Genomic DNA, 26463 nt, shown 5'->3' on the forward strand with positions numbered 1-26463 from the left:
GTTTTCCGGATCAGCGCTGATGATCGATGAATATGGGAGCAGTGGTTTTGCAATGTATGCGACCTGGCATATTTTTGGTGATCCCAGTATGCCTCTGCGTACGCAAACACCTCAACCTTTTACAAATGTTTCAGTTTCTGATATTTTAATCCTGGGTACTTCACAACTCAGTATCAATACTACCGGGATCAGCAATGCAATTATCAGTCTTAGCAAAAATGGTGAATTGTTGGATGCAGCAGCGATTTCCGGTTTTGGAACGACTGTTTTAAATTTTGAGCCACTCACGGAGATCGACACCTGCATACTCACCATAACCGGTCAAAATCGAATCCCCTGGCAACAGGAGCTGCTGATCATAGCACCGGAAGATCCTTATCTTGTTACCCAGGGCTTTACCATAACTGATGACGTTTTCGGGAATGGCAATGGCCTGGTCGACTTTGGCGAAGTGGTTGACCTGAACCTTATAATCCAGAATGTTGGTGCTGATACCTGCGATCTGGTAAACGCCCAAATTTCCCTGGATGACCCCTACATCTCGCTGGTCAATGATTTTTTCAGTTCAACGATCCTTCCAGGTGATAGCGTGGTAGCCCTTGGACCTTACGAGCTCATTATCGCTGAGAATGTTCCCAATGGTCATCCGGTTCATATCGCTGTATTTATGGATAATGGAATGGACACCTGGGAATCTGAGATCATTATCAACATTCAGGCTCCTGCAGTGACTTTTGCAAATGTAACTGTTCTTGATGACGGAAATGGACGGCTGGATATTGGTGAATCTGCAGTTCTTAAATTGAGCCTTAACAACCTGGGCGGTTCCGGGCTGGCTTCTGCCAACGTTACCCTGGCCAGTAGCGACCCCTACGTTGCTGCTTTGGGTCCCATGATAACTCTGGGCAATTTTGAGGCTGGAACGCTAGACTCCTGCAGCTTTGATATCGAACTTGAATACGCTACTCCACCAGGATATGAGATCGAGTTTTCCTGGATCCTTGAAAGCGATCAGGGGTATGCTGCCACCGGAGCCTTTTCGATGCTGGCTGGCTTGATCGTGGAAGATTTTGAGAGTTCGGATTTTACTGCTTTTGATTGGCTTTTTAGTGGACATCAGGATTGGGTTATTGACAATAGTGACTTTCTTGAAGGCCAGTTCTCAGCACGCTCAGGAGTCATCAACAATAACCAGAATTCCGAGTTAAGCCTGATAATTGAAGCTGATGAAGAGGCTGTCTTAAGCTTTAACTATAAAGTGTCTTCGCAGGCCGGTTCGGATGGACTTCTCTTTCTAATTGACGGTATCCTCCAGAATACCTGGCAGGGCGAAATTCCATGGAGTGAAGCAGTCTATCCCCTGACAACCGGAGAACACGAATTGACCTGGAAATATACCAAGAACTCAAGTGGCGCTTCCGGGTCTGATTGTGCCTGGATAGATTTTATCATTCTACCCCTTTCTGAGGTTCCTGGAACCATCATAGGTGATGTCACAGCTGATGCTCAGATCAATGTTCAAGACATTGTTCGTCTGGTGAATATCATCCTGGGTCAAGGCGCCGAGGTGCAGCCATATGAATTATATTGCGGAAATATGAATGGTGACACAATCATTGATATCGGGGATCTGGTCCTGTTGGTCAATATCATCATGGGCCAATAATCAGTCAGTAACGACAGCTATCATACTGTCTTGCATTTGAATATCGTTCTATTATACCAATTAAACCGGCGGTGAATAGACATAACCATCAGGACCTTTCCTGAGATAGTCTGCTTTTTAACCCCAAATCCAGCGCTATCGTTTCTGGAACATCACCTTGGCAACTGACGTACATAAATATATATTGCTCGGCCTTAGCCCGCATGGATGGGGAAGCTTGATAAATTAAGGGAATGAGCTCGATACTTACACCAGCACAATCTCCAAATGAAGCAAGGGCATATTTTTAATAAGCTTTTATCTGTGTGGTCAACACAGGCGCATGAAAAAGGGATCAACAATGGAATTTCTTAAACCTCGAGACATGGTAAAAACGCTCATAGCAGCCTTTGTGCTGGTCTTTACCTTCCTGCTTTATCTGGACACCATGGCTCCCACGGTATCATTCTGGGATTGTGGGGAATTTATTGCTGTCTCACACACTCTGAGCGTTCCGCATCCACCTGGATCACCCCTTTATCTGTTATTGGGACGTGTAATCTCCATGTTGCCCATTGCTGGCGGTGCTGCCCTTGACCCGGTACTGAATGAACCCCAATTCCATTATATAGCCTACCGTATTAATCTGTTGTCACCACTGGCTACCGCTTTTGCCAACATGTTTCTCTTCCTGATCATCGTCCGCCTGGTCGTTGAATGGCGGGGTAAGATCAAAGATACTACCGACAAATGGATTGCCTATGGAGGCGGGCTGGTCGGTTCCCTTTCAATCGCTTTTTCTGACAGCCATTGGTTCAATGCAGTTGAAGCTGAAGTTTACTCCATGAGTATCTTTTTCACAGCTATTGTGGTGTGGCTAATCCTGAAATGGTCTGAAAAAGTGGATGAGGGGGGCGCTGGTTCCCGCTATATCCTGATCATTTCATATATGATGGGTCTTGCGATCTCCGTCCACATGCTCAACCTGTTAACCATTCCTTTTATCGCCTTAATTATGTATATAAAACTTAACCCAGATGATGACGGTATAGAGATGATGGTGAACATTCTGGCTGTTATTGGCATTATGGCAATGGGAATCCTCATCGCCATTGAAATGGCTCTGCCAGCAACCTCTATGGAATATTTGAGGCTCTCAGATGGTGATAGAGGCTCTAAACTTATGGTTCTTGGGGTGATCTTCTTGGTTATTACAGGCGGGGGTGTCTGGGGACTTTCGCAGGCATTTAAAGCCGAACGGAGGAGGCGACTCTGGAAACAGGTCCTGCTCATGGGTGCAGCTGGTGCAGCCTATTTAATAATTTATCTGGGCATTATTAAGGGCATGCCCAAGCTGGCCAATTTTATGGGCAATCTTATGAATACTCAAGATGCAGTGTCGGCCATTGGAGCCACCTTTGCTGTGAGTATTGCCATCTTAATGGCACTCATTTATTTTGTTCCAATCTTCTCTCGTTCACGCGCTACAGAGATCCGGCTTTCGATCATGGCACTGTTGATGGTGTTGATTGGCTTTACATCCTACGAAACCATTTTTATCCGCTCTGCTCAGAATCCCAATATTGATGAAAATGACCCTGAAACGGTTGCCCGGGCTGTCTCCTACCTTGAGCGTGAGCAATACGGAAGTTACCCCATGTTCTATCGTGATCGCTGGGGTGAGAAACCTTTGAATAAAAACACAGCAAATCCCGGACGGGTAGTGAAGATTAAAAGTACAGGCAAGATCGGAGAGATCATCTCTGTACAAGGTGACCAGATCAAATTGGAGGTGGGTGGACGTGAAGTTAATCAGCGCATCTCAAATTTGAGTGCCATCGTTAATGGTTATCGATCCAGTACAGATTTTTTCTGGCGCTATCAGATTAACCATATGTACGTCCGTTACTTCAAATGGCAATTCTGGGGGCGCAGTGGAGACCGCGCTGACCTCTCACAACTCTGGGGCATCCCGTTTCTACTGGGATTGCTTGGCATGGGACACCATTTTGCAAAAGATTCTCGACGGGCTTTCGCGGTGGCTGCCTTATTCATGCTCACCGGATTTGCTATTTTGCTTTATCTCAATCAGGATGATCCCCAACCCAGAGAGCGGGATTATTCCTATGTGGGCTCGTTTTATGCCTTTGCCATCTGGATCGGTATTGGGGCAGCAGCAGTTTTCGAAAAGCTCAAGGATTGGCGTAAAGATTCACCTGTGATATATAGTGCTGTTCTGGCTGTTATGCTGCTGGCGATACCCGTTAATATGATTCGGGCTAATTACCACACCCATGATCGTTCCGGAAATTATGTTGCCTGGGAATATTCCTATAATCTACTCAACACCTGCGAACCGGATGGAATCATTTTCACCAATGGTGATAACGATACCTTTCCGCTCTGGTATCTTCAGGAGGTTGAGGGCATTCGGAAAGATGTGAGGGTTGTAAATCTAAGTCTTCTGAATACGCCCTGGTATATCAAACAATTAAAGAACATTGAACCAACTGTTCCCATCAGTTTGTCTGATGATGAGATCGATGGCCTGGGTCTGACCAGATTTGAAGAGCGTGAGATGTTTATTCCCGGTCCTGCCAATTTTTATGATAAACCGGAAGCTGGCTCCCTGGAAAAAGGTGCTTCCGGCTTAAGTTGGAATTTGCAGCCAACCATCTCCCGGCAAAAGAATCCACAAACGGGTAAACTCGTTGGTGGTTTAAGGGTTCAGGATGTCATGATCTTTGAGATCCTGCGCATGAATGCCTGGAAACAGCCCATCTATTTTGCTGTCACAGTTTCACCCAGCAATCAGATCGGATTGGGTGATTATCTGCGTATGGATGGTCAGGCATATCAGCTTATGCCTTACAAAGTTGGTTTAAGTATCGATGAAGATGTTATGTACGAGAAGATCATTGACACCTATCGCTACACCAACCTGGATGATCCGGATGTGTATTATCCACCAAATGTCCAACGCCTGCTGCAAAATTACCGCAAGGGCTTTCTACAATTGGTCTATGAGTACGGTTTAACCGGAAAAGAAAACCGTGAAAAGGCGCTTCACGTTTTGCACAAGATGGACGAGCTGGTTCCTGATGCAACAATCCCCATTACCTACATGGATCTATACTTGCAGATCGCACAAATGTATCATCAACTTGAGGATGACACCAGTGCCTGGCGCTATATGGATGATGCCTTTAAAAATGGACGTGAAGATCTGCCGCTCATGGAAAAAGTGAAAGTGGCCTCGATCTGGAATGATCTCTTTGATGAAACCTCCAAAGCACTTGACATTCTCCTTCCTTTAAGCATGGAGGCTCCTTTGAATGCTCAGGTTGTCTATGAGATCGCCCGCTCTTATGTCAAGGATGGAAATGCTGTGGAAGGTGAGGAGTGGGTCAACCGTCTGGCAGCTCTGGCACCCATGGCTCGGGAAACCCGTACTTTGCAGAACCGTATCAAAGAAATGAAGGCTGATTCTACCGGTTCGTAACATCCTGGCCCAAATTCGAGATTTTTAATCAAGCCCCGGGTTATTCCGGGGCTTTTTTTGGCATTGTACAAATTGAAGTTCGTTGTAAAAAACAAGATTTTGATTAGCTGTAAATCATACTAAACATCTATATTCAGCGCAATTAGAGGAAGGATATTAGTGAATCGAAAAAGCCCTACCTGTAAAGCTGGGAAAACCGGACGTCCTCTCATGGAGTACGATACTAAAGCTGAAGCAAAAACAGCAGCTCGGCACGCGAATAAAAACTATGCTGGAAACGATCTGATTCCCTACAAGTGCAATCAGTGTGGCTTCTGGCATCTCTCTCCCACTGACCGACAGACACCCAGCGAGACCTGTCCGGTCTGCCGCGGAGCAGATGGCAAGCCCAAAGAAGCTTATACCTCAGAAAGAGATGCCCTGCGCCGAGCTGGACATCTTCGCAAGGAACAAGGGGTTAAACTATCTGTTTATAAATGTGAGCATGGACATGGCTGGCATTTAACAAAAAGGGGTTAACGATCCTATTCGCGTGATTCGCCAGCCAAAGGATCAATAGTCGGCTGCCATTGATATTCCCGTAGCACAACAATTCCTGCACGACTAAAAACCACATCTTCATTTTCCAGCAGTTTGCGTTGAACCGCTCCCCCCATCTCCAGGTTGAGACTGATCTTGCCCTGGGCATTGATCACCCGGTGCCAGGGGATATCTTCAGAAGGGACGGCATGCAGGGCATAGCCAACTTGCCGGGCTTGGCGGTAATAGCCTGCCAGAGTGGCAATTTGACCGTAGGTAGCCACTTTCCCAAAGGGGATCTGTTTGACCACGGAATAAATCACTTCCCATTTGCTTGGTTTGTTCATGTTCTCGTTCACATACTCACTGCGAGATCCACCTGGTCCAGACGACGATTTGAATCGTTACTTTGTGCTGGATCCCTTCTTCTTTGCTTTTTTTCTTTTCTTTTTGATCGAATGGCGACTCTCATGAAAGTATTTAGCCATGATCTTAGATACTGATACGGGCACAACCTTTTTGATGGCCTGTTTTGGAGAAAACAATTTCCGTTTTCGAAAATGTTTTTCATCCCATTTATCTTTAAGCTTGGTGACCTCCATGAAGTATAGGCGCACTTTGTAGCGACCACCCATTTTCTCATAGGTATAGGTTCCGATCTCTTCCGGGAAAACCTTACCCTTTATCCCAGCCTCTTCCAGCGCTTCCTTGGCAGCCGAATCCTGTGCTGACAATTCCCACTCAACTGAACCTTTTGGCGTGATCCAGCGCTGACTTCCTCTGGCTGTGATGAGAACAACTTTTCCTTTGTATACCGGGATAACACCGGATTGCTTAAAATATCTTTGTTTGGTTCTGGATGCCACGGACTACAACCTCAAGCTTCTTCCGGCTCGGCAAAAAATGACAGGCTGAAAAAGGCGCCCTTTTCATTACCGATATTGACGCTCCCGCCAAGTTGATCCTGCCCCAGCATATATACCAGCCTCAACCCCAGTGAATCACTTTTCTCACGGTCAAAAGAATCCGGATAACCACAACCTGTATCATCTACCTGTAGTTTTATTAAGCCTTCTTTCCCCTGGGTCAGCTTGATGAAGATAGCTGGTGCCCGCTCACATTTTTCCCTAAACGCATATTTCAGTGAATTTGTTACCAGCTCATTTACGATCAATCCACAGGGAATCGCTTCACGTGGTTCCACAAGAACTACATCGGTATTACAATGCAATTTAACTTGATCCTGTTGGGACGACAGAACGCTCATCAGGTCCTCAGCAATGGAGCATAGATAATTGCCCAGATCCAGATTATTAAACGTGTCCGACCGGTACAGCCTTTCGTTCAGCAGTGACATCGTTCTGAGACGATCTCGGCTGACTTCAAAAGCATTCTTGACTGCTTTGTCTTTAAATTTTTGAGCTTCCAGAAAAAGCAAGCTGCCAGCCAGATTGAAATTGTTTTTTACGCGATGATTGATCTCTCGTAAAAGGACTTCCTTTTCGCCTAGAAGTGACTCTTTTTCTTCAATGAGCCCCTGAAGCTGTAATTCTGTTTGCTTTCGTAGACTGATGTCATGCAGTGTAATGACCACAGATCTTAATAATCCGGATTTTTCAGCTATTTCAGAGCGTTCTAAATCATAGTATTTTATGCTATCTTTTGTACTTAATGCAATTTCTACATCCTGATTGCGTATGGCTTGCTGCAATAATTCAGGTAGTTCCTTGGTAAAAACCATTGTTCGAGCATCTTCCTGGCTAAAAAACAACTGTCGGGCGGCAATATTAAGATCCAACAAGTTTAGCTTGTGGTCAAACACCAGGATCGCATCGGTAACCTCTGAGAAAAGACGACTGTAGGCGGCCGGAATGGCATTCAAAAAGTCATATCGAACGATACTGATACTTAACAGAATAACTGAAACCAGGGTACCATAAGGCGTAATATATAGATGAGGCCAGGGATTCAGATCAAAGGTACGCACCATATCAACAAGCAGGGGAATGGATAGCGCAACGATCAATATATTTATTTCCGGTCGTCGTTGTTTGGGAATATGAGAAATACCCCAGAACATGAGCGCAACAGATATCCCCAGAATAAAATATAAATAGGTTGTAACCAGTATCGGGATCAAACCCATGGTTACCTGCACATAAGAAAAACCATTGTAAGCAACAATACTGACCTTTTCCCAGAAAAGTCCATGTATTGGATCAGTAAGTGCCATAACACCAGAGAGGATCGGAAAAAACAGTAAGGTGGAGACGCTTTTCCAGGTAATCCAGTTTTCGTAGCCAAAATATTCCAGAACAAAGAATAAAACGGCCACGGGAATCAGCATCGTGCTATAAACCATGAGGTAAAACAGAAGCGTTTGCACAGTTGGGTTTGCAGCAATAAGGTATGCGCTGAAAAAGGCGCCGTGCAACAGCACAAGACTGCCAAAGACCGTAAAAGCGATCACAACCCGCCCTCTATTACGATGCACAACCAGGCGCATCAAAAAGGAAAGAAAACCAATACCCAGGATAATGGGAATACTAAAGGGATTAAACTGCATAATCAAAAAGGGCCTTGGTAAATTATTGTCTTATCTCAGCTACCCGCTCCAGAAAACTGCCATCTTCAAAGTAGCGATACAGGTCTTTACCCGGACACAGGGTTTCGACATAATCTTTGTGGGTCTTAATAAGATCAGGAGCTACCTCATATTTATCTGCTAAAACCGCCGTTAGTTTGGCCAATTGCTCAAATTGTGTTTGACTGAGAATCTGATGCTCATAGTTACCCATAACACATATTAAAGCATGACCACGTACATCATAACTGGTGTTGGTATCACCGGGATATTTAATAGGACGGGTTTCATAGATATTACCCTTGAGATCGATCATATAATGATAGGGGTTATCGATCCAATGTTTCTCCGAGCGACTCCAGGATTGTAAACCTCGCAGATAAGCTATGACATCTTTATCTTCCGGAAAATTCTCACCACCATGGTGAATAGTGATATACTTGATCTCGTGGGTGGGAATACTATCAGTTAGGGGCACCCAACCCCAGTCAGCCCGGGACATTATTTCCAAAGTAGGCTCAACAATGGGAAGAGGATCAGGGATAGCAGTTTCAACGGTTTTAGCGCAAGTCAATAATAGTATGGTCGACACTATCGTCAGTGCAATTTTGGGGATCATTTCAGGTTCCTTTACTTTAGTGCAAATTAGTCGGAGATTGACCCTTTGTCATTAATTTATTAATAACTATTTTCTATAAATGCCGGTTTTCAGATCCGTCTTTCAGGTTTTGAGTTGACAAGTTTGACCTTTTTCATACAATCATATTTTAAGTACTCCAGCTTAATATTCTGACTATTTTCATGGCAGCAAAGGAGATCTGCATGCGAATTATTTCATGGAATGTTAATGGTATTCGTGCCGTTGTTAAAAAAGGTTTTTGGGATTGGTTTAATCTGGAGACACCTGATATTATGTGTTTTCAAGAGACCAAGGCTCAACCGGATCAACTGGATGAAACCCTGACCAAGCCACTGGGTTATCACGCCTATTACCACTCGGCCGAGCGGAAGGGTTACAGTAGTGTTGCCACCTGGTGCAAGACCAAGCCTTTGTCGGTGGAAACCGCTATCCTGGATGATTCTTTTAATCGGGAAGGTCGTATTGTACTTACTGAACATCCCAAATTCTTTTTGTATAATGTTTACTTCCCCAATGGTCAGAAAGACCAGGATCGGCTGGACTATAAATTGCGTTTCTATGGTGCCCTACAGGAACACATGCGGGAAAAGGACAAGATAAAACCGGTGATCATCGTAGGTGATTTTAACACGGCCCATACAGACATCGATCTGGCTCGACCAAAACCTAACGAGAAAACTTCTGGTTTTCTGCCTGAAGAACGGGTTTGGGTAGATCGTTATCTAGATACTGGTTTTGTGGATACCTTCCGCCAAGAACATCCTGGTGCCAAAGGTTATTATTCCTGGTGGAGTTTCCGAGCCAATTCCCGGGTGAACAACGTGGGCTGGAGAATCGATTACTTTCTGGTAAGTGAAAAGATCGAAGATCAAGTAGAGGCATCCCGAATTCACCCCAATGTCATGGGGTCGGATCACTGTCCCATCAGCTTGGTACTTAGATAGTTTTTCTTGAGAGCCAGGCTAGCCTGCATTTTTATTGTTGTGCTGCTTTCGGTGATTGTACTTTTAAGAGGAAGAGCGTGAGACCTGCTGCAACCAAAGCCATTGAAAGTATATATAAGGTGGCATGACCAAAAGTTTCCACAATTAATCCTGCTACAGAAATATAGACAATTATGAATGGCGCCACCGCTGTATCCAATGCAGCATAGTACAGTTTGCGATCTCCCTTTTCCCCGGCAAATTCGTAGATATAGACCATAAAGGATGATTGCCCTGCACCAAAACCCATTCCTACAAAAACAAATGCCAGATAAGCCATCCATGGTTCTGTGGCGATCAAAGCCATAAAACCAGCCAGAAAATGACCAATAAAAAATCCGCTGATAGCTAACTTGCGGCCATAAATATCACCCAGATACCCAAATAAAATATTGAAGATTGCCTGACCGACCACCAGGAAAAAAGTGAAGGTACCGGCAGCACTTAATGGTAGATCAAAACGCGCCTGAAGGTCTACACCATAAAAAGCCAGGGGCATCATAGTGGCGGCGGCAAGCGCCCGACTGATGATGTAATTGCGAAAATTATGATCACTGACATAGATCGCTTTTAGCCTACGCCACCAATACTCAACCTGCCCTATCTTTGCAGTAGGTGGATGAATAACGTTGATGGGCAAAAAAAAGCTGTTGCCTATAAAAATAGCTGCTGTCATGATCAAAAAAGCCACACCAAAATTTTGTGGAAACGTCAGGCTCTCCAAGGCCAGGACTTCTTTCAGCACATATCCGCCAACCATACCCATGATCCCACTCACAGTAAATGTTATTCCAAAAAAACGTCCACGCCGGGTAGCGACAGTGACTGATGCTAGAAAATCCGCCCAAATCGGAATCAGAAGACCAACACCAAGAGACCAGATAACCCAGAGAAGCAGGTAGACCATAACACCGGTTTGTCCTGTGAATTCATATTTATAAAAAGCCAGGGCAATAAGTAAAGCAACTGGAGTAAGAGCAAAATGAAACCCGATATTTAATTTTTTAATATCGGATGCCTGATGAAACAGGGCTGCAGACATCAACTGAGGAATGGCCACCAGCAGAACAAACCCCCCGGGAATGATTCCGATAATAAAGGCCGAGGCACCCATTTGAGCCAAAAACATTGGAATCACTGAATTCATATTGTGAAAAGCCATGGCAAAACCCCATAAGCCTTCACCAATGACATTGAAGATGGTATTGCGTGAGTGGATCTTCTGATGGTTCATGCTTTCCATGCCACAATGTAATCGAGGGGCTTGATGTCCAAAACGATATGCAATTATTTTCTAACCACAACGCTGAGAATACAGAGGCGATTTGTGGTTTGACTGTAGCAAGGTATTGCTCTGCAGCAACTAATAGTTCTCAAGCTGTTCTGTGAACCCAAAACACAGATATATTCCAGTCCGAACTGTATTAAATATTATTTTGAATCTGCCCTTTTATGTGAAACATTTGCGGCTGACCCAGGAGAACGCATGTCCATATTTATTGACTCAACAAATCTACAACATCTTCAAACTGTTTCGGATAAGGGATGGATCAAAGGCGTCACCACCAATCCTTTACTGTTAGCCCAGTCAGGGATGCTGGTTGACAGCTTGCTTTCGGCGATCAAACAATTAACATCTGGCCCCATATTTTATCAGCTCACGTCCACCCACTTTGAGCAGATGATTGCTGAAGCCTATCAAGTGCAAGAAATTCTGGATAAACAATTAGTCCTTAAGTTACCGCCTAGCGATCTGGGTTTTAATGTTTGCGCCCAACTCTCCTCAAAAATTGCCTGCTGTCCCACAGCGATCTATGCCCCTGCTCAAGCCCTGGTTGCCCGGGAAGCTGGCGCTCAATATCTTGCAGTATATGTGAACAGAGCTTCAAGACTCATGGGAGATGGCATTCAATTGGTGCGTGATATTGCAGCAGTACTTATCGGTAGTAATACTGCATTGCTGGCGGCCAGCCTCAAGTCACCAGCAGAAGCTGTTGATGCTTTCACATCAGGTGCACAACACCTGACGCTTCCTTATGAAACCTTGATTCAAATGACCCAGCATGAGTTAAGTAACGCTGCAATAGATGAGTTTCGAAAAGATGGTATTGGTTTTGTTTAATCCCGATAAACCATTGAAATGGTTTTTTATACCAGCCCCAACAGAATCGATCTGTATTTGGCTTCCGCATCATCAGAACGACTGAGTAGAATAATGGGCACCCTGGCACCAACGATAACACCACCTACCTTACATCCACCTAAAATAGACAAGCCTTTGACCAGATGATTTGCCGCCGTGGTATTAGGCATCAGAAAGACATCTACTTCACCGGCAATCTCAGAATTCAGCCCCTTGAGTCTGGCGGCATCCACAGAGAGAGCTACATCTGGAGCAATCGGTCCTTCGATCCGATATTCTGAACCAAGTCTTGCTACTACATTCTGAGCAATGACTGTCTCCGGTATCTTTTGGTTCACTTTTTCGATCAGCGTCAGCATGGCAAAACGAGGTTCTTCAATTCCAAGTCGTTGCATATAATCAGCAATATTTTGAACCATGTGACAATAAGTTTGCTCATCAAACTTGAGATTAATACCGCCATCGCTGATGAAAAGCAGTTTGTGGTAGGAGGGCGACTCTATGACAGCAATATGATTGAGTAGCTCACCTTTTCTTAAACCGGTCTCTCTATTCAAAACTGCTTTTAGCAGGTCTCCTGTCGGAAGCTTGCCCTTCATCATGAGATCTGCCTGCCCCTGATTGATCAGAGCTACAGCAGTTTCAGCAGGCATTCGTGAATCAATGATCTCGAACTTAGTCTCTACACCAGAGATCAAAGATTGAATATTAGCTTGGTCCCCTATCAGGATAAAATGAGCCAATCCTTCGTTTTGTGCTCTTCCGGCAGCTTCAATAAGAATGGGGTCATCAGCCGCCACCAAAGCAACTTTTTTGGGCTTAGCACCTTGAACCAGACGGTGCAGCTCGTCAAATGTTGAGACCATCATAATCCCAGGAAAAGAATGATGATCAATTGTTAATCACTGAGGAAAGAACGGATACCAAATTTGATCAGAAGTTGTTGAGTATCTATATCTTCGACAGCAGTCCCTTTTTCAAAATTGTATTCCGCTTCAACGGACAGTCCCACATTTTTTGCCAGATTCAATAAGACACCGACGCTGGCGGTTAAACCCAACTCGGTATTATCTCGTCCCTGTTCATCATCATCGATATAGGATTTATTGATCAGGTAATTGGCACCACCTTTCACAAAAGGGGTCAGCTCACTGTTCTTGCCACCCAGAAAAAAGTAGGCTCTTGGTCCTAAAAACATGACCACATCTTCCTCAACCGTAGGATCGTCCATATCTCCAGACTCATCCATGGACTTTTGGTATCCAAACTCGATCCCGCCTGCTAATTGGGGAAAGAGGAACAGGGCTCCATCAACACCCAAATTCCAAGCTGAACTTTTTAAATCCTGGCCAAGATCAGTTGTATAGGTTCCTGATCCTGAGATCATGATGGTGCCGGAGCCACGTGATGTTGAATATGATGAGGGAGGGCTGGCGGCCATAATGCTACCTGCAACTGTGAGAGTGATTAAAAGGACGATGATTTTTTTCATGTTATACTCCTTTGGTTTGTTATCAATAATAAATCGTTGAAAATTACTCTATCAATTCATCAATTGTGTGATTGTTATCATTTATTAATCGGGCTGTGATGTCAAACACATCTTTAGATCAATCGGTTTGTCTGAATTTGGTGATGGTTACTGTCGTTCTGGTCATCAACCCTTCTGTAAGCATGGGTTCGATGCGCTCAACAAAATCATCGATCTTCTCTGCCCGACCAATAAACTCCAGTACCAACGGTAAATTCTCAGCCAGGCGCAGGATCTTGATAGAGTGGATCTCACCATGTGCTCCAAATCCTTCTCGTCCTCGAATAACCGTACCACCTGATAAACCACTTTTAAGCGCTACTTCCAAAAGCAGTTCCTGAAGTGCTCTGCCCTCATGTTTGTCATTTTCACCAATAAAGATGCAAAGCTTTTGACCTGAGTATTCTTCTCGCATAATTACCTCAAACATTCAGCTGGAAAGTCGCAGAGAACACACGGACCAAAAAATAAAGCGTTTTGGTGTTGTGGTGGCTTCCGCATTTATCACCACAATTTAGCAATGCTAACCCCCGCCCACACAGCAATAAGTGTCCCCAATACATTGGTAAGGATATTGAAACCGGCAAACAACCACTCATTATTACGCATGAGGTTCAAAGTCTCTAACGAAAAGGTCGAATAGGTAGTAAAAGCTCCCAGAAGACCTACGAGAACGAAGAGACGCACTTCCTGACTCACAATTACTTTTTCTAGAAAGAGAGTCGCCAAAACCCCCAGAAGAAAGCTTCCAAACAAGTTGACAGAAAGGGTTCCAAAGGGGAATCGATCACTCATTCTTTGAGCCAATCCGCTCACCCAATAACGGCTCACTGCACCGATAAATCCACCCAGGCCAACAGCCAGGATCTTACTAATATCCAATATCCTAGACTTCCTTTTCTCTGAGTGGTGGTATTAGATACACTTCCTCAAACACCACAATATGCATTTGTTTGAAATAGAACCAACCGATAACAGATAAAATCACAGATAAGGTGATCCAGAGTATACCCAGGTCTGCCAAAGAGGTGACCTCCTCCAAATCAGTGATAAAAACACCAAAAAACGAAGAAAGATTAAATAGTCCATGAACCAGGATCGGAATGAAGATATTGCCGGTCTTGATCATGAGCCAAGCCAGTAGTATGGCCAAGGCGATCAACTCTATCAAGGCTGGCAGATAAAAAAGATAGGCAACATGGAACAGGGCAAAGATCACTGTGGGAACCACTATGGCAGGCATCAATGATCCGTAGCGGTAAAACAGACTCTGCTGCATGATCCCCCTGAAAATAAATTCCTCAACAAGAGGAGCTGCCAGTGTACTGGCTATGATCAAAACCAAATTATCAATAAGATCAGCCCTGATAAGATCCGACTCGAGCTGTTTGAGAAAATCCGGGATCGGGAAATAGGGTAATACAACAACCTCAAATACAGAGACTAATCCAATTACACCAGCGACAAGCACAATAGCCATGATAGCTGTCACTGGAGAAATTTGCTTTAAGGGTAGTACTTGTTGTAGCTTTACATTTCTTTGTTTTAAGATCAGAAGCGGTGGTAGCAGAATTGCCAGTTCGCCCAACAGTACTACAATGCGCCCCAGGAGAGCTGCGTTTTCACGTCCTGAGAAGATACCCTGGAAGGCGAGACTAACGAATAGACCCATGAACATGCTGGTGGCGACCAGCAAATATGCTTCCCTGGTTGTAAAGATGTGTAGTGAGTTATGCTTCATATCAACGATGATATATTCTGAGTTAGACCGTGGTTATTTTAGCAATTGTTTCTATCCCGTATATTTCATGAAGCAGCACAATCTGACTTGTTCTTTTGCGCTCCCTCATGGAATCTGCGGGCTATACTTGTTAAAATTATAAGGGGTGAAAATGAGGACTGTGTTTACAGCCACCATTCTCACCCCGAAAAGCAGTTTGCTTTCAGTTTACTCTTTGATGACCCAGATTTTTACTTCAGCCTTGATCTCTGAGGCAACTTTTATAGGAACATTATATATTCCCAGGGCCTTGAGGGGCTCTTCCAGCAAGATATCGCGTTTATCGATCTCATAGCCTTTATCAGCCAACAACGCGGCAATATCTGCAGCTGTAACCGCTCCAAAGACCTTGTCTTCTTCACCAACCTTGACGGAAGTTTCCAATGACAAGTTGCCCAGTTTGGCTGCCAATTGTTCTGCCTGAACAGTAGCCCGTGCATCCCGATTACTTTTCAGCTTTTTCTCTTCCTCAAAGACCCGAGAAAAACTGCGAGTCGCCGGGTAGGCCAGCTTCTGTGGAATCAGATAATTGCGACCAAAGCCATCTTTAACATTGACGGTTTCACCAGCGTGTCCTAAGGATTCGACGTCTTCACGTAAAATTACTTTCATGATCAGATCCTTTCCATTAGGCGTTTTTTACATCGTTGGTGTACGGCAGCAGTGCGATATTCCTCGCCCTTTTGATAGCCGTTACCAAAGATCGCTGATGACGAGCACAGGTTCCCGTAATGCGACGAGGCAATATCTTACCCTGTTCGGTAACAAAGCGACGCAGCATGGCCGGGTTCTTATAATCAATTTGCATTTTCTTGTTCTCACAGAATTTGCAGATCTTTTTTCTATAGGTGAACATTCTCATGTTGAATACTCTCTTTCTCTAATCCGGCCGATCACTCTGCGTCAGCAGGTTTATCAGCTTCTTCTTTTGTGGGCTCATCGGCGGATTCAGTTACTTCCTCAGCTGCCGGAGCAACCTTTTCAGCAACTTCTTCAGCAACTTCTACAACAGTCTCATCCTTTACCGCTTCAGTAGCCTCTGTCTGTTCTACAGTTTCACTTTCAGCCGGTTTTTTAGCTTTCTCTGCTTCTGTGTTTTGCGGTTGGCTATCTTCATCATAGCGACGAGGTTTACGACTTCCATAAGCTGGTTTGCGACGATCGGTTTCAAAAGCTTGAGGTACAGACAGGGCCTCGAAATCAGGGAACTCACCCAGACGGATGGTCATATAGTGCAGCACCCCTTTTTCAATTTCAAACTCACGCTGAAGCTCAGTAACATCAGGATTCTCACCCTGAAAATGCAACAGGATATAATTGCCATAACGTTCTTTATCAATGGCGTATGCCAATTTCCGTTTGCCCCAATGTTGTGTGTTCACAACTTCGGCACCAACGTTTTTCAGAACCTCTTCTATTTTAGCAACAACGGCAGAGGTTCCCTCACTATCATAGTTGATATTTACAATATAAAGGCACTCATACTTTTTCAAGAGCGAACCTCCTTAATAACCTATGGTTGCGATCAGAGGTGCAATCACCAATGCGACAACCGACATTAATTTTATCAGAATATTCAGCGATGGACCAGAGGTATCCTTAAAGGGGTCACCTACAGTGTCACCAACTACGGCAGCTTTATGAACATCAGAACCTTTTCCATATTTGATTCCGTTGATCTCAACTCCGTTTTCAATCATTTTTTTGGCATTGTCCCAGGCACCACCTGAATTGGACTGAAAAATAGCCATCAGTACACCGGTAACAGTCACGCCAGCCAATACTCCACCCAGTGCCTCAGCACCAAAGATATAGCCAACAACGACTGGTGTCAGGATAGCCAACAAACCAGGAAGCATCATCTCTTTGATGGCGGCTTCAGTGGAAATAGTTACACATTTTCCATATTCAGCTTTGCCATCAGCAGCATCAAAGGTCTTTTGATCTTCGGCAGACATTTTCTCATCTTCTTCGTACTTTTTCATAACTGTCAAAGCAGCAGCCAGTTCAGGAATGGTCTTGAACTGACGACGTACTTCCTCAATCATGGCCATGGCGGCACGACCAACCGCGCCCATTGCCATTGATGAAAAGAGGAAGGGCAGCATCCCACCAACAAACAAGCCGGCCATAACACTTGGATCCGTGATATTAATGCTCATGGGGTCCCCTCCACGAATAGCATCCACGGTTGCGCGAAAAGCGGCAAACAAAGCCAGAGCAGTCAAAGCAGCAGAACCAATGGCAAAACCTTTACCAATGGCAGCTGTCGTGTTTCCTACTGCATCCAGTTTGTCTGTCCGTTTGCGAACTTCAGCTGGTAACTGAGCCATTTCGGCAATGCCGCCGGCATTGTCAGAGACAGGACCATAGGCATCGACTGCTAACTGCATACCGGTATTAGCCAGCATACCCAATGCAGCCATAGCAATACCATACAGACCGGCAAAATAAAAAGCACCCATGATACTGGCAGCAATGATTAGCACGGGAACAGCTGTAGACTGCATACCCACGCCAAGACCGGCGATCAGATTTGTAGCAGCACCAGTTTTTGACTGATTCACAATTGAATTCACTGGTGAAGAATCTGTTCCAGTATAGTATTCTGTAATGAACCCGATACCTAGTCCAGCTATCAACCCGATGGTAGATGCCCAGAAAACACCATAATTAGTATATTCTGCACCACCCAGGGTGAAAGTAGCCGGCAGCATCTTGGTGATCATAAAGTACATGACCACAACCATGATAGCCGATGATCCAAACTCGCCAATATTGAGACCCTTTTGCGGGTCACCACCCTCTTTTACAGCAACCATAAAAGTACCTGATATGGAAACCAGTATACCGGCTGCGGCGATGAGCAGGGGCAGAAAAACGAATTGGGGAGCTAGTGCTCCACTTACTACAATAGTGGCTCCTAAAACCATGGAACCAACGATTGAGCCAACATATGATTCAAAAAGATCAGCACCCATGCCAGCAACATCACCAACATTGTCTCCAACATTATCAGCGATAGTTGCAGGATTCAAGGGGTGATCCTCAGGGATACCGGCCTCAACTTTACCAACCAGATCAGCACCAACATCGGCAGCTTTAGTATAAATACCACCACCAACGCGAGCAAACAAAGCAATGGAACTGGCTCCTAGAGAGAACCCTGAAAGCACAGACATTACCATACTTAGATCGGTAAAAATCTCACGATAGACCAGGAATAAACCGCCCAATCCAATGACACCTAATCCAACCACACTGAGGCCCATAACTGACCCACCGGTAAAGGCAACTCCAAGCGCTTTCGACAAACTACTACGGGCAGCCTGGGCAGTTCTATAATTTGCTTTAGTGGCAACGCGCATTCCCAGAAAACCGGCTAAACCGGAAGCCAGGGCACCCACGATAAATGAAGCCGCTACCAGGGGACTTTTACCTTCACCACTATTGGCGATTCCCAACAGGATGGCAACTGCAATAATGAATATTGCCAAAACGCGATATTCCGCTTTCAGAAAAGCCATGGCACCATCAGAAATGTGCTTCCCGATCATAATCATCTTTTCCGAGCCTTCATCCTGCTTGGTAATCCAATCAGTACGCCAGAATGAAAATGCCAGCGCAACAAAACCCATGACAGGGACCCAAATCATCATGTCACTCATATTAATTTTCCTCCTTTATATCCTCAGTCACAGCTTTACGTGGATTCACATTGAAACGATTCATTGTATTATCAATGTCTTCCTTCAGCCAATACTCAAGAGCATCGACTGCTTTTCCCAACTGTTCAGATAGGATATCTAATTCAACTTTTAAATAATTTTCCAAAACAAAATCTTCTGCAAGACGGCGCCCTTGTGAACCCCCGATCCCCATCCTTGTTCGGGGAAAACTCGGCGTATTCAAATGTGTGATGACTGATTGCATTCCCCGGTGAGTTCCGGCTCCGCCTTGTTTGCGAAAGCGAATCTCAGGAAAAGGTATGTCCAGATCATCAAAAACGAGCATACAGTCCATCGGATCGATCTTGAAATAATCAGTTAAATGACGTACGGCCTGTCCACTATGATTCATGTAAGTGGCGGGTTTCATCAGGACGGCATCCCATTGGGGACTTTTGGCAAAAACATAGCTGCCTTTGCCGGGCCGAAAAGTGACCTGCCAACGTTGAGCCAGTTCATCAACGACCATAAAGCCGGCATTATGCCTGGTTTTGGCATAGCGTTCACCCGGGTTTCCCAGTCCAATGATAGCTCGTGGCACAGTACGTCTCTTAAAAAAGTGATTAATTATTCTTTTTTACTTTCATCAGAACTGTCAGAGCTATCAGAGTCCTCGGAACCTTCTTCATCTTCGAATTCCAACTCATCCTCATCCACTTCAACAACAGCTTCTTCCATTTTCTGCGGTATAACCACAGATACGATAGTGATGTCATCTGCTATCAGGATTTCATAAGTATCGCTTGTGATCTCAGCAGCATGAATAGCGTCTCCGATATTCAATTCAGAAACATCCACTTCTATAGAATCAGGTACATCTTCACCCTTACAACTAACTAAAACTTCGTGAATCGGTTGCTGAAGAAGACCACCTTCTTGTACACCAAGAGGGGTTCCAATAGCGATGACTGGTACCGGAATTTCAATAATGTCGCGTAAACGAACACCTAGAAAATCCATATGTAAGATTTTTTCTGTGACTGGATGCCACTGAACATCTTTCACCATTGCGCGAAGTTGTTCGCCATCAATAGTGATATTAAAGATCTTTTCTCTTGAGTGCAATGCCTCGCGGAGGTGTGTTTCGGTCATAACGAATGAATGTGCTGGATCACCCTTTGAATAAAAATTCACGGGGACGTAGCCCTTCTTTCGAAGCTCTTTGGTAGCTTTTCTGCCGAAATCACTTCTCTGCTCAACTTGCAATTCAAAACGTTCTTTGGTTTTTGCTTGAGCCATTTTCTTACTTCCTTTATCTCTATATACTATACATCAAATAAAACACTGATCGATTTTTCTTGATGAATCCGTAGGATCGCCTCTCCAAATACTGATGCCACACTCACCGGCACCAATTTATCAATTTGTTTCTTCTCGATGATCTTGATCGTGTCTGTGATCAAAATCCGATCGATTGGAGCCTGTTTCAAACGCCGGATAGCCGGTCCTGAAAGAACACCGTGGGTAACTGCGGCATTCACGGATACAGCACCCATGGCCCTTGCTTTTTTCGCAGCAGCAACCATGGTTCCAGCTGTATCGATCATATCATCCATGATCAAAACATTCTTGGCGCCCACTTTGCCGATCAAATGCATCACTTCAGCTTTGTTGTGGCCTGGTCGACGTTTATCAATAATCGCCAAGGTAGCATTCAACAATTTCGCATACGAACGGGACATGGGAACAGATCCGATATCAGGTGCCAGAACGACCATGTTCTCAAGTTCCAAATCTTTAATCGCACCGACCAGCACCTTCTTTGAGTAGAGGTGATCAAAGGGGCTGTTAAAGTACCCCTGGATCTGACTACTGTGAAGATCCATGGAAACCACCCGGTCTGCACCAGCTGTTTGGATCAGGTCAGCAAACAGTTTAGCACTGATGGGAACCCGAGGTTGATCTTTACGATCCTGACGGGCATATCCATAGTAGGGAATCACTGCCGTTACCCTTCTAGCTGAGGCACGTTTGGCAGCGTCCAGCATGAGTAACAACTCGATTATATTGGTATCAGGCGGATTGGTGCTCTGAATGATAAAGACATCCTCACCACGGATATTTTCATCAAAGCGGATCCATAATTCTCCATCACTAAAGGGCTTGATGGTCATTTTCCCTAATTTCATATCCAGATAATTGGCGACAGCAATCCCGAATTCGGGATTTGATCGGCCACAAAACAGTTTTGCCTTCATTAGCGCTGTTTCCGTTTTTAGTAATTGGCGTTTTAGGTTGAATTCTAATCCATACCGCCCTGAAGCTGACTTTGGTCAAACCGCAAGTGCACTGTTGTATGAATTATTGAATTGTTCCGGGAGGAGGATTCGAACCCCCATAACCAGCTCCAAAAGCTGGGGTCCTACCATTGAACGATCCCGGAAAAAAATCAGTTATAGGGGTGGGTAATCTGAGTATGGTAACGGTTTATAAAAAACGATTGCGCAACCTGGGCTTGGGCCAGATTGTCAAAGATGCCATACACAGTCGAGCCACTACCCGACAAACTGGCGAAGAATGCTCCCTGTTTCAGGAGCTCCCCTTTCAGGGTGCCAATTTCTGGATGTATATGAAAGACAACAGATTCAAAATTATTTTCAAAAAACCGTACCAGTGTCGCCTTATCTAAAAGGCGGCCAAAAGTAAACGGCGGCCTAGGGGCTGTCAATGGTATTTTTAATGCTTCAAATGCTTGTTTTGTCGATACATGAATAGGTGGAATGATCAACAGAAAGACACTTTCAAAGCCCAATTCCAGCTGTTCCAGTTTCTCACCAACACCCCAACCATGTTGCAATCCCCCTTCTAGAAAGAAAGGTACATCAGCCCCTAGTTGAAGTGCGAGTTCATGCAACTGACTGGTGGAAAGTGGTTTGGCAGCAATCTGATTCAAGCCCTTGAGAACGGCGGCACCATCAGCGCTGCCCCCACCAATACCAGAGCCAGGTGGTACTTTTTTCTCCAGTGTGATTTTGATCGGGTAGTTTTCATTGGTCATTTTCTTGAATAATTCAACTGCATGTAGACAAATATTATTGCCGCCATCATCAAAGGCGAGACCGGTCATTTCAAATGAAAAACTGTCAGCCGGTTTAAAATAGAGCACATCACCCCAGTCCAGTTCCTGAAAGATCGTATCCAGATTATGGTAACCATCCGGGCGTTTCTGTAAAACCCGAAGAGCCAGATTTACCTTGGTGTGAGCGGGAATAGAGAAAGGTTTGAAATTCATTGTTTTCATTTAGATCCGAATATCACAAATGTTCACAAAAGTGTCCGGATTATTATCATCGGTGTTTTTTTATACCAAGTCATTTTTTTCGTGGCATTCGTGTCAAACTGAGATTCTAATCTGGCTTTTCCATTATGTTGGTTTTCACGATAACATAGCGATGAATCAGAAAACCACTAATAACCAGCATGATGATGATGGTCACAACTGTGTTGTAGCGCTTTAAGTAAGCCGCTATCTGATCCCAGTTCTCACCAATTGAGCTACCCAGCCAGATGAGCGTACCATTCCAGAGTAAACTTGAAACTGTTGAAAGGACCAGGACCTTCCAAACCTTTAATTGACCAATACCAGAAAACAAACCGACCACACTTCTAAGACCGGCCAGAAAGCGATTGATCAAAACAACACCATAGCCCCACTTATCAAATAATTTTTCAACCCGCTCCATACTATTCGCAGAAAACCAGGTCTGCTGTTTTGAGTACATGAAACCACGGCCATATTTATAGCCCACAACATAGAGCGTCATAAATCCCAGCACACTACCCAGTAGAGTTGTGCCCATGGCCATACTAAAAGATAGATCACCTCGACCAACCAGATAAGCACCAAAGATCAGAATGGTATCTCCAGGAATGGGCGGAAAAATATTCTCGATATATGAGGCTAAGAATACCGCTACAAAGACGAGCCAGGCTGGTGCTTGTTCAATAAAATTAAAAAGCGTATCTAGCATAGATCAGAATTATCGATATACTCTTTTTACCACGGGTTTTCGCAGATTATCACGGATTGAAACGTAATAATCAAAGGTGGCAATAAAGTACATATCTATGCTTTATCCGCATTTATCCGCGTGAATCAGCGGCTTATTTACACCTGGTCAGTAAACAAACGGCCTGAGCCGCTACAGCATCACCCTGACCAGTTATTCCAAGACCTTCGGTGGTTGTGGCTTTCACCGAGATTTGTTCTAATGAAATGTCCAATGCAATCGCCAGCTTTTGACGCATTTCTGGCAGAAAACCCATCACTTTGGGGCGTTGTAATACGATAGTTGAATCCAGGTTGAAAACCACATAGCCCTGTGCTTTTATCAGCCCATTCACCTGTTTTAAAAGGTCAATAGAATAAACGCCTTCATATTCTGCAGCTGTATCAGGAAAATGCTGACCAATATCACCAAGAGCCAGAGCGCCAAGCGCAGCATCGGCAATGGCATGGGTCAAGGCATCGCCATCGGAGTGACCCAAGGTTCCTTTCTCAAAAGGAATTTTAACCCCCCCCAGGATCATATCCCGCCCCTCTACCAGGCGGTGAACATCATAACCAGTTCCTATTCTGAGGTTAGGGGTTAGGGGTTGGGGGTTAGGTGGTTTGGGCATTTTCTGTCTTCTGTCTTCTGTCTTCTGTCTTCTATTTTCTATTTTCTATTTTCTATTTTCAAATTCACCATGAAGTTTTTCTTCTTAGCGTAATTCGCGTAATTCGTGGTTTCAAATTTTCATGTTATCGAATGAACATTGCATCGCCATAACTGAAGAAGCGATACCCCTTTTCCACTGCGATCTTATAGGCATTGAGAATCTTTTCCTTGGACGACAGGGCCGAAACCAGCATTAGCAAAGTTGATTTGGGTTGATGGAAATTCGTAATGATCCCATCAATCACCCGAAATGTATAAGGTGGATAAATAAACTTGTTGGTCCACCCATCACCGGCTTCCAATTCCCGGGGATACATAACAGCCGATTCCAAAGCTCTTACCACGGTAGTCCCCACACCGATCACCCGGCGGCCCTCGGTTTTGGCCTTTTTAATGGCGGCCACCGTCTCTTCAGGAACATTAAAATATTCCGCATCCATTTGATGCTTGGTGATATCTTCAACATTCACCGGTCTGAACGTTCCCAGGCCTACATGCAGCGTCACATATTGGAACTCAACACCTTTGGCTTCAGCTTTTTTCAGCAAAGCTTCGGTAAAATGGAGACCGGCAGTTGGAGCTGCAACAGCTCCCCGATGTTCAGCATAAACCGTTTGGTAGCGCTCTTTGTCCTTGTCATCAGCTTCACGATCAATATAAGGCGGTAGAGGCCAGTGACCGACTTCATCCAGGATTGAAAAGAAGTCTCCACCATTCTTGTCAAACCGGACAACCCGTCCCCCTGAAACCGTATTATCAACAACATCACAGGTGATCTTATCCCCTATAACCAATTTGTTGCCAACCCTAACCTTGCGAGCTGGTTTTACTAGTGTTTCCCATAAATTATTACCTAGTTCGCGAAGCAGAAACAGTTCTATTTCGGTATCGGTCTTGTCTTTACGGGCGAATAATCTGGAAGGGAAAACTTTCGTGTTGTTCAAAATCAGGAGATCTCCAGATTCCAGAACATCAACAACACTTGAAAATTTACTATGTTTTACATCGCCAGATTGGGCATCCAGGAGTAATAGTTTTGAACCATCTCTCTTGGTAGCCGGATATTGGGCGATCATATCATCTGGAAGTTCATAGTCAAAGTCGGATAAGGTCAGAGCCTTTGCGCGATCAAACAACATATATTAGTCTTTCTCTTTTTGAAATAAACTGGTTTGCGGTAACTCAGATTTTAGGACAAAGCCCAGGTGGCGATAAGCCTGTGGTGTTGCCTGACGTCCCCGGGCGGTTCTCACTAAAAACCCTTCCATAATCAGAAAGGGTTCGTAAACTTCTTCAAGTGTGTTGGCTTCTTCTCCCACAGCTACTGACAAAGAATTCAGGCCAACTGGTCCCCCATCAAATTTCTCGATTAATGCGGAAAGGATTCTTTTGTCCATATCGTCCAGACCGTATTCATCCACACTTAGCATGGACAGAGCATTATTTGCGATCTGTTTATTGATGGATCCGCTACCTTTTACCTGAGCATAATCCCGGGTACGGCGTAACAACCGATTAGCAATTCTCGGGGTACCACGACTGCGTTTGGCCAGTTCCATTGCACCCTCATCATCAATGGGTACATTAAGAATATTGGCGGAACGCTTAATAATCAGTTGTAGCTGCTCTGGCTCATAAAAATCTAACCTCAGAACCACTCCAAAACGAGCCCGCATGGGCGGCGTCAACAAACCAGCCCGGGTAGTTGCCCCGATGAGGGTGAAAGGTTCTAGATTGAGCTGGACACTTCGAGCGCTTGGACCTTTATCGATCATGATATCAATTCGGTAATCTTCCATGGCTGAGTAAAGATATTCTTCAACAACGTGGTTCAGCCGGTGTATTTCATCAATGAAAAACACGTCTCGATCTTCCAGGTTGGTCAGAAGCCCGGCAAGATCAGCTGCTTTATCCATAACCGGACCAGATGTGATCTTGATATTCACTTCTAATTCTTTGGCCATGAGCATTGCCAGGGTGGTCTTTCCCAATCCGGGAGGCCCAAAAAGAAGCACATGATCCAAGGCCTCATTTCGTTGCTTGGCTGCCTCAATAAAAATCTTCAGCTGATCAACAGTACGTTTCTGTCCCACAAAATCAGCCAAACTCTGGGGCCGTAAAGCCCGGTCGAATTCCTGCTCCTCTGTTAATTGTCCGGGTTGGGTCAAATCACTCATCAAATGTAATAATACTTATCTTTCATATTGTTTTTGCAGATGTCATTTCGGCAAAATTTGAACCGGCAAATATAGTCGGTGGGTGGGGCGTTTTCCAAGGGAAGCCTGATAGGCCTTTAACAATTGATTATTGAAGAATTAAGATCTGAGACCATCATTTATATTCGGTTCTGCAAAAGCCAGGACATGATCATCTATATCCATACAATAGCCAGCACGGTCACCCCAGTCACGTCTTGCCACGGGCAATATTAACTCGGCACCATTTTTTATTGCTCGTTCCAGATAGACCTCCGGATCATCCACTGTCAGATACAATTCAACCGGTGGGGTCTTTCCCGGGGATGGTTGGAAATATTGTTCACCAATCAGCTTTTTTATACCTGTCAACGGCATCAAGCCCAAGCTAAAACCTGTATCCTGTCTGAATTCGGTCATTCCGGGCACGTTGAGAATTGGCTCAACTTCAAATAGATTCTGGTAAAAACAGGTCGCGACTTCCTGGTTCTTGACAAAGAATATGGTCATGTTTTGTTTTATCATTCAGATCCTGTCATAGAAAACGTATTG

The 26463-nt window shown here is 44.6% G+C and carries 28 protein-coding genes and 1 tRNA gene; 5 read left to right on the forward strand and 24 right to left on the reverse strand.

Going from position 1 to position 26463, the window contains the following annotated elements; all coding sequences use genetic code 11:
* The 3 genes from U9Q77_07245 to U9Q77_07255 all read left to right on the forward strand — a co-directional run.
* Nucleotides 1-1666: C25 family peptidase C-terminal domain-containing protein (locus U9Q77_07245; GenBank protein MEA3287155.1), on the forward strand; the 1666-nt coding region annotated here is incomplete at its 5' end.
* A 340-nt stretch (nt 1667-2006) separates the two neighbouring features.
* On the forward strand, nt 2007-5147 hold the full coding sequence (locus U9Q77_07250; protein ID MEA3287156.1) for a DUF2723 domain-containing protein: 3141 nt from the start codon (nt 2007-2009) through the stop codon (nt 5145-5147).
* Nucleotides 5148-5306: 159 nt separating this feature from the next.
* Nucleotides 5307-5666, forward strand: a complete 360-nt coding sequence (locus U9Q77_07255) for a hypothetical protein (protein MEA3287157.1) — start codon at nt 5307-5309, stop codon at nt 5664-5666.
* A 5-nt stretch (nt 5667-5671) separates the two neighbouring features.
* Here the strand turns inward: U9Q77_07255 and U9Q77_07260 are convergent, their stop codons facing one another.
* From U9Q77_07260 to U9Q77_07275, 4 genes are read right to left on the reverse strand one after another with little or no spacing between them, the layout of a single operon-like run.
* Entirely contained in the window at nt 5672-6013 is a 342-nt protein-coding gene (locus U9Q77_07260; protein ID MEA3287158.1) for an MGMT family protein, read from the reverse strand.
* Nucleotides 6014-6070: 57 nt separating this feature from the next.
* Nucleotides 6071-6532, reverse strand: coding sequence for an NUDIX hydrolase (locus U9Q77_07265; protein MEA3287159.1), 462 nt, complete (start codon nt 6530-6532; stop codon nt 6071-6073).
* 11 nt (nt 6533-6543) lie between these two features.
* On the reverse strand, nt 6544-8232 hold the full coding sequence (locus tag U9Q77_07270; protein ID MEA3287160.1) for a histidine kinase N-terminal 7TM domain-containing protein: 1689 nt from the start codon (nt 8230-8232) through the stop codon (nt 6544-6546).
* Between the two features lie 22 nt (nt 8233-8254).
* Nucleotides 8255-8869, reverse strand: coding sequence for a peptidoglycan recognition family protein (locus U9Q77_07275; protein MEA3287161.1), 615 nt, complete (start codon nt 8867-8869; stop codon nt 8255-8257).
* A 203-nt stretch (nt 8870-9072) separates the two neighbouring features.
* On the opposite strand from U9Q77_07275, the gene U9Q77_07280 reads away from it, so the two are divergent.
* Nucleotides 9073-9834 carry an exodeoxyribonuclease III gene (locus U9Q77_07280; protein ID MEA3287162.1) on the forward strand — a complete coding sequence of 254 codons (762 nt, stop codon included), beginning with the start codon at nt 9073-9075 and terminating at the stop codon, nt 9832-9834.
* Between the two features lie 31 nt (nt 9835-9865).
* On the opposite strand, the gene U9Q77_07285 is transcribed toward U9Q77_07280, so the two are convergent.
* The gene (locus U9Q77_07285; protein ID MEA3287163.1) at nt 9866-11107 is read right to left on the reverse strand and encodes an MFS transporter; all 1242 of its coding nucleotides are present in this window, start codon (nt 11105-11107) and stop codon (nt 9866-9868) included.
* A 252-nt stretch (nt 11108-11359) separates the two neighbouring features.
* Between U9Q77_07285 and U9Q77_07290 the strand changes: the two genes are divergently transcribed.
* The gene (locus U9Q77_07290) at nt 11360-11995 is read left to right on the forward strand and encodes a transaldolase family protein (GenBank protein MEA3287164.1); all 636 of its coding nucleotides are present in this window, start codon (nt 11360-11362) and stop codon (nt 11993-11995) included.
* Between the two features lie 26 nt (nt 11996-12021).
* On the opposite strand, the gene U9Q77_07295 is transcribed toward U9Q77_07290, so the two are convergent.
* The 19 genes from U9Q77_07295 to U9Q77_07385 form a co-directional block, all read right to left on the reverse strand.
* Nucleotides 12022-12885 (reverse strand): phosphate acyltransferase, encoded by an 864-nt coding sequence (locus U9Q77_07295; protein ID MEA3287165.1) that lies wholly within the window; start codon nt 12883-12885, stop codon nt 12022-12024.
* A gap of 29 nt (nt 12886-12914) precedes the next feature.
* Entirely contained in the window at nt 12915-13508 is a 594-nt protein-coding gene (locus U9Q77_07300; protein MEA3287166.1) for an outer membrane beta-barrel protein, read from the reverse strand.
* 118 nt (nt 13509-13626) lie between these two features.
* Nucleotides 13627-13962, reverse strand: coding sequence for a DUF190 domain-containing protein (locus tag U9Q77_07305; protein MEA3287167.1), 336 nt, complete (start codon nt 13960-13962; stop codon nt 13627-13629).
* Nucleotides 13963-14051: 89 nt separating this feature from the next.
* Entirely contained in the window at nt 14052-14429 is a 378-nt protein-coding gene (gene crcB, locus U9Q77_07310; protein ID MEA3287168.1) for a fluoride efflux transporter CrcB, read from the reverse strand.
* 4 nt (nt 14430-14433) lie between these two features.
* A complete protein-coding gene (locus tag U9Q77_07315) occupies nt 14434-15288 on the reverse strand; it encodes a CPBP family intramembrane glutamic endopeptidase (GenBank protein MEA3287169.1) in 855 nt (284 codons plus the stop codon).
* A gap of 207 nt (nt 15289-15495) precedes the next feature.
* Nucleotides 15496-15939 (reverse strand): 50S ribosomal protein L9, encoded by a 444-nt coding sequence (gene rplI / locus U9Q77_07320; protein MEA3287170.1) that lies wholly within the window; start codon nt 15937-15939, stop codon nt 15496-15498.
* Between the two features lie 16 nt (nt 15940-15955).
* On the reverse strand, nt 15956-16183 hold the full coding sequence (gene rpsR / locus U9Q77_07325; GenBank protein MEA3287171.1) for a 30S ribosomal protein S18: 228 nt from the start codon (nt 16181-16183) through the stop codon (nt 15956-15958).
* 37 nt (nt 16184-16220) lie between these two features.
* The gene (gene rpsF / locus U9Q77_07330) at nt 16221-16820 is read right to left on the reverse strand and encodes a 30S ribosomal protein S6 (protein ID MEA3287172.1); all 600 of its coding nucleotides are present in this window, start codon (nt 16818-16820) and stop codon (nt 16221-16223) included.
* A 12-nt stretch (nt 16821-16832) separates the two neighbouring features.
* The gene (locus U9Q77_07335; GenBank protein ID MEA3287173.1) at nt 16833-18995 is read right to left on the reverse strand and encodes a sodium-translocating pyrophosphatase; all 2163 of its coding nucleotides are present in this window, start codon (nt 18993-18995) and stop codon (nt 16833-16835) included.
* A gap of 1 nt (nt 18996) precedes the next feature.
* Entirely contained in the window at nt 18997-19596 is a 600-nt protein-coding gene (gene pth, locus U9Q77_07340) for an aminoacyl-tRNA hydrolase (GenBank protein ID MEA3287174.1), read from the reverse strand.
* A 26-nt stretch (nt 19597-19622) separates the two neighbouring features.
* The gene (locus tag U9Q77_07345) at nt 19623-20294 is read right to left on the reverse strand and encodes a 50S ribosomal protein L25 (GenBank protein ID MEA3287175.1); all 672 of its coding nucleotides are present in this window, start codon (nt 20292-20294) and stop codon (nt 19623-19625) included.
* Between the two features lie 26 nt (nt 20295-20320).
* A complete protein-coding gene (locus U9Q77_07350; GenBank protein ID MEA3287176.1) occupies nt 20321-21253 on the reverse strand; it encodes a ribose-phosphate pyrophosphokinase in 933 nt (310 codons plus the stop codon).
* 114 nt (nt 21254-21367) lie between these two features.
* Nucleotides 21368-21438, reverse strand: a tRNA-Gln gene (locus U9Q77_07355).
* Nucleotides 21439-21444: 6 nt separating this feature from the next.
* The gene (ispE, locus tag U9Q77_07360) at nt 21445-22296 is read right to left on the reverse strand and encodes a 4-(cytidine 5'-diphospho)-2-C-methyl-D-erythritol kinase (GenBank protein ID MEA3287177.1); all 852 of its coding nucleotides are present in this window, start codon (nt 22294-22296) and stop codon (nt 21445-21447) included.
* Between the two features lie 106 nt (nt 22297-22402).
* Nucleotides 22403-23026, reverse strand: coding sequence for a DedA family protein (locus tag U9Q77_07365; protein MEA3287178.1), 624 nt, complete (start codon nt 23024-23026; stop codon nt 22403-22405).
* 133 nt (nt 23027-23159) lie between these two features.
* On the reverse strand, nt 23160-23675 hold the full coding sequence (ispF, locus tag U9Q77_07370; GenBank protein ID MEA3287179.1) for a 2-C-methyl-D-erythritol 2,4-cyclodiphosphate synthase: 516 nt from the start codon (nt 23673-23675) through the stop codon (nt 23160-23162).
* Between the two features lie 124 nt (nt 23676-23799).
* Entirely contained in the window at nt 23800-24831 is a 1032-nt protein-coding gene (gene queA, locus U9Q77_07375) for a tRNA preQ1(34) S-adenosylmethionine ribosyltransferase-isomerase QueA (GenBank protein MEA3287180.1), read from the reverse strand.
* A 27-nt stretch (nt 24832-24858) separates the two neighbouring features.
* Nucleotides 24859-25893, reverse strand: coding sequence for a Holliday junction branch migration DNA helicase RuvB (ruvB, locus tag U9Q77_07380; protein ID MEA3287181.1), 1035 nt, complete (start codon nt 25891-25893; stop codon nt 24859-24861).
* Nucleotides 25894-26031: 138 nt separating this feature from the next.
* Nucleotides 26032-26436, reverse strand: a complete 405-nt coding sequence (locus tag U9Q77_07385; GenBank protein ID MEA3287182.1) for a glyoxalase — start codon at nt 26434-26436, stop codon at nt 26032-26034.
* Nucleotides 26437-26463 lie beyond the last annotated feature (27 nt).

The sequence above is a fragment of the Candidatus Neomarinimicrobiota bacterium genome, assembly GCA_034716895.1.
Taxonomy (GTDB): Bacteria; Fidelibacterota; UBA8477; order UBA8477; family JABMPR01; genus JABMPR01.